The organism is Streptococcus jiangnanensis, from assembly GCF_040888325.1.
GTDB classification, from domain to species: domain Bacteria; phylum Bacillota; class Bacilli; order Lactobacillales; family Streptococcaceae; genus Streptococcus; species Streptococcus jiangnanensis.
Genome location: NZ_JBFNFF010000003.1, coordinates 323,086 through 334,934 on the forward strand (window position 1 = coordinate 323,086; position 11,849 = coordinate 334,934).

13 protein-coding genes are annotated in these 11,849 nt (G+C 42.4%); 4 read left to right on the top strand and 9 right to left on the bottom strand.

The features are described 5' to 3' along the window. Positions 1-20 precede the first annotated feature (20 nt). From AB2B49_RS06105 to AB2B49_RS06120, 4 genes are all read right to left on the bottom strand, one after another. On the bottom strand, positions 21-944 hold the full coding sequence (locus AB2B49_RS06105) for an aspartate carbamoyltransferase catalytic subunit (RefSeq protein ID WP_049506027.1): 924 nt from the start codon (positions 942-944) through the stop codon (positions 21-23). Positions 945-962: 18 nt separating this feature from the next. Then, positions 963-1,484 carry a bifunctional pyr operon transcriptional regulator/uracil phosphoribosyltransferase PyrR gene (gene pyrR / locus AB2B49_RS06110; RefSeq protein ID WP_000850018.1) on the bottom strand — a complete coding sequence of 174 codons (522 nt, stop codon included), beginning with the start codon at positions 1,482-1,484 and terminating at the stop codon, positions 963-965. Positions 1,485-1,694: 210 nt separating this feature from the next. Then, positions 1,695-2,324: an endonuclease III gene (nth, locus tag AB2B49_RS06115; protein ID WP_049506030.1), complete on the bottom strand. Its 630-nt coding sequence runs from the start codon at positions 2,322-2,324 to the stop codon at positions 1,695-1,697. Beyond that, a complete protein-coding gene (locus AB2B49_RS06120; protein WP_049506032.1) occupies positions 2,325-2,867 on the bottom strand; it encodes a YceD family protein in 543 nt (180 codons plus the stop codon). 168 nt (positions 2,868-3,035) lie between these two features. Here AB2B49_RS06120 and AB2B49_RS06125 point away from each other — a divergent pair, with 168 nt between their 5' ends. Together AB2B49_RS06125 and AB2B49_RS06130 are read left to right on the top strand one after the other, a co-directional pair. Beyond that, on the top strand, positions 3,036-3,365 hold the full coding sequence (locus tag AB2B49_RS06125; RefSeq protein WP_049506034.1) for a hypothetical protein: 330 nt from the start codon (positions 3,036-3,038) through the stop codon (positions 3,363-3,365). 329 nt (positions 3,366-3,694) lie between these two features. Beyond that, positions 3,695-5,254: an ATP-binding cassette domain-containing protein gene (locus AB2B49_RS06130; RefSeq protein WP_049506035.1), complete on the top strand. Its 1,560-nt coding sequence runs from the start codon at positions 3,695-3,697 to the stop codon at positions 5,252-5,254. Between the two features lie 45 nt (positions 5,255-5,299). Here AB2B49_RS06130 and htpX read toward each other — a convergent pair whose 3' ends face one another. Together htpX and AB2B49_RS06140 are read right to left on the bottom strand one after the other, a co-directional pair. Then, the gene (gene htpX / locus AB2B49_RS06135) at positions 5,300-6,199 is read right to left on the bottom strand and encodes a zinc metalloprotease HtpX (RefSeq protein ID WP_049506037.1); all 900 of its coding nucleotides are present in this window, start codon (positions 6,197-6,199) and stop codon (positions 5,300-5,302) included. A 1-nt stretch (position 6,200) separates the two neighbouring features. Further along, a complete protein-coding gene (locus AB2B49_RS06140; protein ID WP_000219840.1) occupies positions 6,201-6,761 on the bottom strand; it encodes a LemA family protein in 561 nt (186 codons plus the stop codon). A 93-nt stretch (positions 6,762-6,854) separates the two neighbouring features. Between AB2B49_RS06140 and rsmG the strand changes: the two genes are divergently transcribed. Continuing rightward, the gene (gene rsmG / locus AB2B49_RS06145) at positions 6,855-7,568 is read left to right on the top strand and encodes a 16S rRNA (guanine(527)-N(7))-methyltransferase RsmG (RefSeq protein WP_049506039.1); all 714 of its coding nucleotides are present in this window, start codon (positions 6,855-6,857) and stop codon (positions 7,566-7,568) included. Positions 7,569-7,872: 304 nt separating this feature from the next. Continuing rightward, positions 7,873-9,156 (top strand): uracil-xanthine permease family protein, encoded by a 1,284-nt coding sequence (locus tag AB2B49_RS06150; RefSeq protein ID WP_049506041.1) that lies wholly within the window; start codon positions 7,873-7,875, stop codon positions 9,154-9,156. A gap of 44 nt (positions 9,157-9,200) precedes the next feature. On the opposite strand, the gene AB2B49_RS06155 is transcribed toward AB2B49_RS06150, so the two are convergent. From AB2B49_RS06155 to AB2B49_RS06165, 3 genes are read right to left on the bottom strand one after another with little or no spacing between them, the layout of a single operon-like run. Beyond that, a complete protein-coding gene (locus AB2B49_RS06155; protein WP_071850827.1) occupies positions 9,201-10,106 on the bottom strand; it encodes a DMT family transporter in 906 nt (301 codons plus the stop codon). An 8-nt stretch (positions 10,107-10,114) separates the two neighbouring features. Continuing rightward, positions 10,115-11,050, bottom strand: coding sequence for a serine hydrolase domain-containing protein (locus AB2B49_RS06160; RefSeq protein ID WP_071850825.1), 936 nt, complete (start codon positions 11,048-11,050; stop codon positions 10,115-10,117). Further along, complete coding sequence (locus tag AB2B49_RS06165) at positions 11,047-11,772, bottom strand: CppA N-terminal domain-containing protein (RefSeq protein WP_049506046.1); 726 nt, start codon at positions 11,770-11,772, stop codon at positions 11,047-11,049. Before AB2B49_RS06165 ends, AB2B49_RS06160 begins: the two co-directional genes overlap by 4 nt. Positions 11,773-11,849: the final 77 nt, after the last annotated feature.

Sequence of the window (11,849 nt, forward strand, 5' to 3'; positions counted from 1 at the left end):
GTCTTTTAACGTCTTGTGTTTTAGTTGGCGTTTCTACTCGCCAATACGGATTCTAAGATTGCCATTCGAACAAAGACACCGTTGGTCATTTGTTGGACAATGCGTGATTTTGGCGCTTCAACCAAGTGGTCAGCAATTTCCACATCTCGATTCACTGGAGCAGGATGCATAATAATGGCTTCTTCTTTTAAGCGATTATAGCGTTCTTGGTTCAAACCGTGTTGAGCATGGTAGTCCTCTTTTGAAAAAACGGCTCCACTATCATGGCGTTCATGTTGAACTCGGAGTAACATCAAAACATCCACCTGATCAACAATCTCATCAATAGTTACAAACTTTCCATAGTCCGCAAACTCTTGACTTCTCCATTCCTCAGGCCCTGCAAAGAACAGTTCAGCTCCCAAGCGTTTCAAAATCTGCATGTTAGATTTGGCAACGCGTGAGTGGTCCAAGTCACCTGCAATAGCAACCTTGAGACCCTCAAAGTGGCCAAATTCCTCATAAATAGTCATCAAATCAAGCAAGCTCTGACTAGGATGTTGTCCCGAACCATCTCCACCATTGATGATGGAAGTCGTAATTGATGGACTCGCAATCAACTCTCTGTAATAGTCGACCTCTGGGTGGCGAATCACACAGACATCCACTCCTAGAGCAGATAGAGTCAAGATGGTATCATACAATGTCTCACCCTTATTGACCGAACTAGTCTTCACATCAAAGTCCAGTCGTTCCAGCCCCAGCTTAATCTCTGCCACTTCAAAGGACTTATGTGTCCGTGTAGAATCTTCAAAGAAGAGATTCGATACGATAGGTTTGTTCTCGTAGGGGAGTTGGGCTCCGTTTTTAAACTCAATCCCTCGTTTGATCAATTTCATCACTTGATCAACTGTAAGGTCTTCCATGGAAACCACATGGTTCAATGCTTGTTGATTTTCTGACATGGCTACTCCTTCAGCTTTCTAAGCTTCTTCAGTAATCAGAACTCTGTCTTGGCCATCAAGTTCTGTCATCTCTACGATGATTTCTTCAGAACGACTGGTTGGGATATTTTTCCCAACGTAATCTGGTCGGATAGGCAATTCTCTATGTCCACGGTCAACTAGCACCGCAAGACTCACGCGCGCAGGACGACCATGGCCGACAATGTTATCAATAGCGGCGCGGATGGTACGGCCTGTATAGAGTACATCATCCACCAAGATAACTTCACGGTCTGTCACATCAACAGAAATCAAAGAAGTATCTTCTCCGCTTTTAACATCATCACGGAAAGGTTTGGTGTCCAATTCCACAACAGGAACAGTGATGTTTTCCAACTGCTCCAAGCGTTCTTTGATACGATGAGCGATGAAAACACCACGCGTTTTTATCCCAGCTAGGATAATTTTATTCAAATCCTTATTGCGCTCGATAATCTCATAAGTAATTCGCGTAATCGCTCGTTTGACAGTCAATTCGTCTACAACTTCTTTTGTCTTCATGACAAACCTCCAAAAAGAAAAGTCTCCTTCCACAAGGAGACTTGAAATGTATAGCCAAGCGAGCCCTACTATAAACAGTATAGACTTCACCCTTCTACTTTATCGCGCTCCTTGCCTGCCTCACGGGACAGGTTTAAAGGACTATTTAGTTACCATTTACTATAGCACAAAGCACCCTTAAAATCAAGCAAAAACTTTTTCAGAGTCCCCTTAAACATTACTAAAATCATACAGTTGGGGATAGTGGTCACATTCTGGATTTTTGGGATGGCAGATAGCTCGTCCAAAGTAAATCATGGCCTGGTGGGCTGCTAACCACTCTTCTGGTGGCAGAATGTCCATGACACGTTTTTCTACTTCGAGGGGTGTAGCCGATTTCTTGACAATATCATGATGCTTGCAGATACGCTCAACATGGGTGTCCACCGCAAAGGCCGGAATGCCAAATCCCACACTCATGACCACGTTGGCGGTCTTGCGACCAACACCTGCTAGGCTTTCTAATTCCTCTCGAGTCTGAGGTACTTGCCCGTCAAAATCATCTAGTAATTGTTGAGCACATTTTTTAAGGAATTTAGCCTTATTTCGATACAGTCCCAGACGAGAAATGTGTGAAGCAATTTCACTTTCAGTCGCGACAGACATGGCTTGTGGTGTTGGAAAAGCAGCAAAGAGACCTGGCGTGGCCTTATTTACCGCTGCATCTGTCGTCTGAGCTGACAACATCACCGCAACCAAGAGTTCAAAATGATTGCAAAAATCAAGACTAGGCTTAGCATCTGGAAAGAGGGCAATAATTTCCTCTATGACATGACGGGCACGTTTCTTGGATAAAACCATCTACTCGTCTCCATCAAACAGTCCTTGCAAGCCAGCAAATGGACTGTTTTCTTCTTTCTTGACTGCTTGTTGGGCTTGGTATTCATCTTCAGTCATGATTTGCCAGTCATTTCCTGACACAAAACCTTGGCCCGCCTCTTCTTCTGCCGTCAAGACCTTGATTGGGATATTGAGCAGAATATTATCTGCTACACTCTCAGCAAGGTCGATTTCCCCATTTTCGATAGGCAAGACCAAGTCATCATCAAGAACCTCCTGGTCCAGTTGGTTGGTCGCTCCTTCCATGAAGACCTCTGTGACTGGATAAGACTCAGCTAACTCAACTGGCTCCATACTGCGGCTGGAAGCAAGGACAATGGTATATGACAACTGATAGTCTAAGAAATACAGACGGTCTTCGTACTGTACCTTCCCCACTGCAAGGATATCTTTGACATCTAAAATTTCTTGATTACGGTTACGCAAGTCTGCTGCCAGGTCTAAAGCTTGTTCAAAATGCAGGCCTTCAGGTTGCTTACGAATTTCTTGAATGTTTAACTTCATATTTCCTCCATAAAGATGTACTCACTTGATTATACCATGAAAAGGCTATAAGTCAGCTTTCCAAACTTTGATATTAAAATCTCATTTTTTAACATATTTACTATGACAAACCTTCCTATTAGTGCTATACTATAGGCAAGAATAGATCAGAGCAAGGAGGATGCTCATATGGAAGACAAAGCACTCATCACTGAAGCTTACCAACTCCTTTCCGAGTTAAATAAAAGCTACCAAAGTTGCAAACAAGGTACAGCCGATGATCTTCGACTGCAAGAGCTGCTGAACACCACTCTTAAGGAATTAAAAAAAGCAGAAAAGCTGGACAACAGTATCTTAATCGACCTTGAGAAATTTTACCAACGTACCAGTCTTCTGATTGGACTTGGCAGCCTAAAACTAAACGATCAAGCTCGTGATGCTTGGCGCAACTATGACAAGTTCCACTACGAATATGTCAAACACGTGCTAACTCTCTATGGACCTGTTTTTGGTTTTTAGAGCTTGAAATTACTTGTTTTCTATTGACAAAATTTCCTGAAAGGTATAGGATAGAGGTACTAATACTCGGAGGTATGGGAGACATGAACAACTAATCTATCAAATAAAGAACTTTATTTAGTAGATCTTGTTTTTGTCTCTTTTTGTGTGCTCTTTTTATACTAGATTTTCTAGTATCTTGTCCTCATTGAAAATCAAAAAACTAGAAAGCTATGCTCCTCTTGGGTTGGGTTAGGCAGCTCCAAGCTAGTTTGACGAGTTTTTCAACGAGGATAATAGAGTTTTGACAGTGACTTTGGGCTCTACTAGATAAAGTAGAGCTTTTTGTTATGCACTATCGACATTCTAGAAAGGGCAACAATATGATAAAAATCAATCATCTAACTATCACGCAAAACAAAGATCTGCGAGATCTTGTATCTGACCTAACCACGACTATCCAAGACGGGGAAAAGGTTGCTATTATTGGTGAAGAAGGAAATGGCAAATCGACTTTACTACGAGCTTTAATGGGGGAAGCATTACCTGATTTTACTATCAAGGGTGACATCCAGTCTGACCTTCAATCACTGGCATACATTCCTCAAAAAATCCCTGAAATCCTGAAAAATAGGACTCTACATGACTACTTCTTTTTAGATTCTGCTGATTTAGACTACAGTATCCTTTATCGTTTGGCGGAGGAGTTGCACTTTGATAGCGACCGTTTTGCTAGCGACCAAGAAATTGGCAGCCTCTCGGGGGGCGAATCTTTGAAAATTCAGCTCATCCACGAGTTAGCCAAACCCTTTGAGATTCTATTTTTGGATGAACCTTCAAATGACCTAGACCTTGAGACGGTTGATTGGCTAAAAAGTCAGATTCGAAAGATTCGGCAAACTGTTATTTTCATTTCCCATGATGAAGACTTTCTTTCTCAAACGGCTGATACTATTGTCCACTTGCGACTGGTCAAACATCGGAAAGAAGCGGAAACGCTAGTCGAGCATTTAGACTATGATCGCTATAGTGAGCAGAGAAAGGCTAATTTTGCCAGACAAAGTCAGCAAGCTGCTAACGACCAGAGAGCCTATGACAAAACCATGGAAAAACATCGCCGCGTTAAGCAAAATGTAGAAACTGCACTTCGAGCAACCAAAGACAGTACTGCCGGTCGCCTATTGGCTAAAAAGATGAAAACTGTTCTCTCTCAAGAAAAACGCTTTGAAAAGGAAGCTCAGTCCATGACCCAAAAGCCACTTGAAGAGGAACAAATCCAACTTTTCTTTTCAGACATCCAACCATTACCGGCTTCTAAAGTCTTAATCCAACTGGAAAAAGAAAATTTATTCATTGGCAAGCGCATTTTAGCTCAGGAGTTACGACTAACAGTCCGTGGCCAAGATAAAATCGGTATCATCGGGCCAAATGGTGTTGGGAAATCAACTCTGTTAGCCAAGTTGCAACAACTGCTCAGCGCCAAAAGAGAGATTTCACTTAGTTTTATGCCACAAGATTACCATAAAAAACTACAATTGGATCTATCTCCAGTAGCCTACCTCAGCCACACTGGACAAAAAGAGGAACTACAGAAAATCCAATCTCACCTAGCCAGTCTCAATTTCAGCTATCCAGAGATGCACCACCAAATCCGCTCCCTATCTGGCGGGCAACAAGGTAAACTCCTACTTTTGGATTTAGTGTTGCGCAAACCAAACTTTCTCCTTCTGGATGAGCCTACACGTAATTTTTCTCCCACTTCTCAACCCAAAATCAGAAAACTCTTTGCCTCCTATCCAGGCGGTCTAATCACTGTTTCGCATGACAGACGCTTCTTAAAGGAGGTCTGTACGAGTATCTATCGTTTGACAGAAAATGGTTTGGAAGTTGTTGATTTACAAGATTTATAAATGTTGAATATAGCAAAAATCCAGAGAAATCTCTCTGGATTTTTTTTACATGTGTTTCAAGCGTTCGATTCGTTCTGAGATAGGTGGGTGGGTATAAAAGAGTTTTTGAAGTCCGCCACCTTTCTTAGGATCATTGATATACAGAGCGCTGCTGGCATCATCGACATGGTGATGCATCGGCTCGCTATTGTCCAACTTGCGCAAGGCATTGATCATCCCTTGAGGATTGCGAGTCAGCTCCACACTGGACGCATCCGCCAGAAATTCCCTCTGACGGGAAATGGCTAGTTGTACCAAGGTTGCTGCGAGAGGTGCCAGAACAATGGCTAGGAGAGAGATAACAAGCATGATAATCTCCAAACCATTTCCATCACGATCATTATCGCTCCGTCTTCGACCTGCGCCACCCCACCACATCATCCGACCAGCCATACTAGATAGCAGGGTAATAGCACTAGCAAGAGCAACAGCAATGGTCGAAATGCGGATATCGTAGTTTCGGATATGACTGACTTCATGACCCATGACCGCTTCTAGCTCCTCACGATTCATGATGGCTAGGAGACCCGAAGTAGCCGCTACTGCTGCATTCTGCGGATTCGAACCTGTTGCAAAGGCATTTAAAGAAGAATCCTCAATGATGAAAACACGTGGCATAGGGATCTGAGCAACCATGGCCATATCTTCCACTACATGGTAGAGGTCTGGTGCCGTTTGTTCATCAACCTCACGCGCCCCATTCATAGACATGACAATCTCTGTTGATTGAAAGATCATGGTTAAGGCATAGACAAGACCAATGATTAGGGCTATGATCATCCCCCCAAGACCTGATCGCATGAAGAGATAGCCAACGGCATAACCAACCAAGGCCAAGAGTAGGAAGAAAACCAGCAACAAAATCCAGGTTTTTCGTTTATTGCTCGCAATTTGATCAAACAACATCTTAGTCACCTAAACCGCTAAAGTCAACTTTAGGAACTGCCTTTTCCTCTTCAGGTGTTTGAAGGAAGTCCGCAGCTTTAAAGCCAAATAGACCTGCGATGACATTGCTTGGGAAGCTTTCTAGTTTTACATTGTAGTTGCTGACAACACTGTTGTAGAGTTGGCGTGAGTAGGAAATTTTATTTTCTGTATTGGTCAACTCTTCTTGTAATTTGATAAAGTTAGCGCTAGCTTTCAAATCTGGGTAATTCTCTGCAACTGCAAAGATACCGGAAATCTGGCGGGTAAGGGCATCACTGGCCTTCATCGCTTCAGCTGGCGAGGTTGCTGCGGCTACTTGTCTACGAAGTTCTGTCACTTTTTCCAAGGTAGAACCTTCATATTTTGCATAGCCTTTGACTGTTTCAATCAAGTTTGGGAGCAGATCATTACGACGCTTCAACTGAACATCGATCTGGCTCCAAGCCTCCTTGGTCTGCATACGATTTTTAACCAAACCGTTATAGCTAACAATCACAAAAATAACAATCAGAGCCAAAACTCCAAGAATAATCCAAGTCATAATCTTATTCCTTTCTGCTTTTAGATTACTACCAGTATATCAAAATTTTAATGAATATGGTAAAATAAGGTGATACTAGAGAAGGAAACGACTATGAAACCAGAAACATTTTACGACTTGCTAGCGGAGCAAAACCTTTCACTTTCAGACCAGCAAAAAGAACAATTTGAACGGTATTTTGAACTCTTGGTCGAGTGGAATGAAAAGATTAACCTGACCGCTATTACAGACAAAGAAGAAGTCTATCTTAAACATTTTTATGATTCGATTGCACCCATCCTTCAAGGTTTGATTCCTAATGAAACTATCAAACTTCTTGATATCGGAGCTGGAGCAGGATTTCCTAGTCTTCCTATGAAAATCCTCTATCCTCATTTAGATGTGACCATCATTGATTCGCTAAATAAGCGCATCAACTTCCTTCAGCTTTTGGCTCAGGAGTTGGATTTGGATGGTGTTCACTTCTACCATGGGCGGGCAGAAGACTTTGCCCAAGACAAGAACTTCCGTGCCCAGTTTGATATGGTGACAGCTCGTGCGGTTGCCCGTATGCAGATCTTGTCTGAACTGACCATTCCCTATCTTAAAGTCGGTGGAAAACTATTGGCACTCAAGGCCAGCAATGCGCCCGAGGAATTGCTAGAAGCCAAGAACGCCCTCAATCTCCTCTTTAGCAAGGTTGAGGATAATCTCAGCTACGCCCTACCAAATGGAGATCCGCGTTATATCACTGTGGTCGAAAAGAAAAAAGAGACTCCAAATAAATATCCAAGAAAAGCTGGCATGCCCAATAAACGCCCTCTTTAAATTTTTTAGTAAAAAAATGTATACAAAGTTCGCCTCGCTCTTACATTTCTTGGCTCGGGAAAAAATGATTTACAAAATCAAACCTCGCTCTCGCATTTCCGGGCTCGGGAAAAAATGATTTACAAAATCATTTTTTTCTGCTATACTATCACAAGCAAAGGTTTTTAATGTCATCCTGTGAGGTGACGAAGGCGCAGATTTATATAAATTTTTAAAAGATAGCTATTTTTTAAAAAGTCTTACTCTGAGGGCCTATTGCTGCAAAATAATGGGCTCTTTTTTGGTGCCCAAAAGTGAGGTTTTTATGAAACAGGAATCAACTGTTGACTTGTTACTAGACGTTGATCAACGTCCTTCTGCTGGTAAAGGTATTCTTCTAAGCTTCCAGCACGTATTTGCCATGTTTGGTGCAACCATTCTCGTTCCCTTAATTTTGGGAATGCCCGTATCGGTTGCTCTCTTCGCATCCGGTATTGGAACACTTATCTACATGATTTCTACTGGCTTTAAGGTTCCAGTTTATCTAGGTTCTTCATTCGCCTTTATCACAGCTATGTCTCTAGCCATGAAAGAAATGGGAGGCGATGTCTCTGCTGCTCAAACTGGAGTTATCCTGACTGGTTTTGTCTATGTCCTTGTAGCAGCAAGTGTTCGTTTTGCAGGTACGAAATGGATTGATAAACTCTTGCCACCAATCATTATCGGACCTATGATCATCGTTATCGGTCTTGGTCTTGCTGGTTCTGCTGTAACGAATGCTGGACTTGTGGCAGACGGAAACTGGAAAAATGCTCTTGTAGCCGTTGTTACATTCTTGATTGCAGCCTTTATCAACACAAAAGGAAAAGGTTTCCTCCGTATCATTCCTTTCCTCTTTGCCATCATCGGTGGGTATATCTTCGCTATGATGCTTGGTTTGGTTGACTTTACCCCAGTCCTTCAAGCCAACTGGTTTGAAATTCCTGGTTTCTACTTGCCATTTAGTACAGGTGGAGCCTTTAAAGAGTACAACTTGTACTTCGGTCCTGAAACAATCGCCATCTTGCCAATCGCAATCGTAACAATTTCAGAACACATCGGAGATCACACAGTTTTGAGTCAAATCTGTGGCCGTCAATTCCTAAAAGAACCAGGACTTCACCGTACCCTTCTCGGTGACGGTATCGCGACATCAGTATCTGCTTTCCTCGGTGGACCAGCTAATACGACTTACGGAGAAAATACAGGAGTTATCGGGATGACTCGTATCGCTTCTGTCTCTGTTATCCGTAACGCGGCCTTCATCGCCATTGCTCTTAGCTTCCTAGGTAAATTCACTGCCTTGATTTCAACCATTCCAAATGCTGTGCTTGGTGGCATGTCCATCCTTCTCTACGGAGTTATCGCCAGCAACGGTCTAAAAGTTTTGATTAAAGAGCGCGTTGACTTCAGTCAAATGCGTAACCTCATCATCGCAAGTGCCATGTTGGTACTTGGACTTGGTGGAGCCATCCTCAAACTTGGACCAGTTACACTTTCAGGTACTGCTCTATCAGCCATGACAGGAATCATCTTAAACTTGATTTTGCCACACGAAAATAAAGACTAATCATCTATACACACAAAATCCACTCGATTGAGTGGATTTTTTAATTACTTACTCTTTATTTCCAGCAGTAAATCTTTCAATGAAATAATGGTCACGGCTAGTAAAATCATGGCCATACCGACAAAATCAATCAAATAAAACTGTTCCTTCATAATCAGAAAGGCAAAGAAAACGGCAGAAATTGGCTCTATGGAAGCCAATAAACTAGACTTAACAGGGCCTATCAGACTAGCTCCCTTTAGGAAAGCTGTATAGGCAAAGACCGTTCCGATGATGATAATCCCAGCAAATGCAAAGAGAAAATCTAAGCTAGTCGGTATGCTGGCCCGTAAGACTCCTGTAAAGGGAAGAGCCACTACACCAGAAATAACCATCCCGACACCAATCACCGAAATACTGCCCCACTTCTTAATCAAAACGATGGGAAGGATGATATAGAGGGCATAGGTTAGGGCAGAAAAGAGGCCCCAGAAAAGTCCAGCAGGTGTGACAGACAACTGGTCAAGTTCCCCATGCGTCGCGATCAGAAAAGTTCCTCCAATTGCTAAACCAATCGAAATAATCTCAGCCAGTGTCGGAGCTACCTTATCTTTCATACAGGTATAAACCAAAATCCCAACGGGGCATACATACTGGAGAACTGTCGCAGTTCCAGCATTGGTTTCCTGAATGGCAGAAAGATAGGCAAACTGGTTTAAGAAAAGTCCAAACAGGGCAAATAGCAAAAGAGATAGTAGACTTTTTCTGTCTTTTAAAAAAGCATAGAGTTTATCCTTTGAAGTCATATACGATAAGGCTACCAGTGCCAAGCCTGCAATGATAAGCCGCAGATTGGTCAAGACTAGAGCGGAAATCCCGTGTGCCATCAGGTATTGGCCACTGGTTCCAGACAAGCCCCAAGCAATCCCTGCCACTACTGTATACAGAGTTCCTTTTACGTTTTTTGACATGCTTCTCCCTACTCCCTTTGACGAATCATTTCCATGACTTGGTTTCGATCGACTATCCACTGGGCACGCTCATCCTTCTCATACGTTCGATTGGATAAAAAGATGGCGGCTTCCTGTTTCTTTCGATTCCACATGATGAAGGTACCTGTATAGCCCGTATGGTCCAGCCAGTCTCCTTCCAGATTCCAAGCTAGCGAACGCTCTTTATCCTCTAAGGGAGAAAAATTTCGGCTCAATTCTGCAGCAAAATCATCTTTCAAGTAATGTTCCAGAAAGATTTGCAAATCCTTAACAGTCGAAAACAAACCAGCACTTCCTGCGTGTTTCCCTAATAGACGGGCTTTGGGATCATGAATATTTCCGGCCTCCACTCCTTTCACTGTTGGTACAGCTTGCTCAACGGGACCAAACTTGGTCTCTTTCATTCCCCATGGTTCCAAAACTTGTTCTTCTATAATCTGATCCAAGTCTTGGTCAAAGATTTTTTCCAAAAGAAATCCTAAGAGTAAAAAGTGAACGTCCGAGTATAAGAAAGCAGGCTGACTTCGTCTATTGAGGTGAAACATGGCTTCTTTTAATTCAGGGGCAGTCAAGAGGTCCCGATTTGGAATAAAGGGGTCCAAGTCTGTGGCATGGGTCAGGAGCAGCCGTATAGTGATATCAGGATAATCACACTCCGGTAAAAAATCCGTTACTGGTCGATCAATGTCTAGTTTCCCCTGTTGCCACAAGAAGGTTAAGATTGTCCCTACTCCTACAACCTTACTAACACTGGCTAAGTCATAGACTAGCCCTGACTCTGTTTTCAAACCTTTCTCAGGATCACTCAAGCCTAGATAGGATTCTCTCCATTCTCCGTCCTTAAAATACGCAAAAGAGGCCCCGGGATAGACCCCTGCCTCGATTTGATCTTCTATTTTTCTTAGAATTTTTGTCCACTTCATGCTTCTTCAAACCACAATTCGATGTTATTGGTATCCTTACCAAGGAAGAATTTTTCAGACTTAGGGACAAAGTAGCCTGTCTTTTCAAATTTTTGACGAAGACTGGTTAGATCAAAATTCTTGACTAAAAATTTTAACATCGTCAGGTCCCAAGTGACATTGTTTTCAACAGCCAAATCTGGTCCTTGCCCTTTAGTAAAAGTGATTACTTGCGCTACTCCTTCGGGATCAAGTAAACTCTCTGTCCCTTCAGGCAAACGCAACTCCATAGAAACCTCAAATTGGCTCACGTATTTTATACTTGTATTTGAATAAAATTCAGGAACAGTTTCCAGTGGAACCAGATCTCTTACATCATTTTCCGCATGAACAAGGATCACATCCTCTTCAGGAGAAACAATCTCAAAAGCATACCCTCGGTTTCCTTTAAATAGACGAGGAAGAGGCTTCATCTGAGAAAGAAGGCCCTCAATTTCGGAGGGATTTTCAACCTTTATCAAGAGTCTAGCTAGTTTCTTAAGCCCTTCAACTCTACGTGTTCGCATGCTTGGAGCCTCTTCTAAAATCAATCTCTCCGTAGCTGTCTGATCACCTAAGGAAAGAAAGGCAGACTCTTCCAGCAAAGGTTTCATCCCCAGGGTTTCAATGTAAAATCTTTCATTTAATTTTCGATTATTAACTTTCAAAGTCGGAACGATCCGAACAATTTCATTCACATTCATAAATTCCTCCAACTCTTTTATTTTAAAGGATTTTCGAATATTTTACAAGCCATATCTATTTTATTTAGAAATTTTAC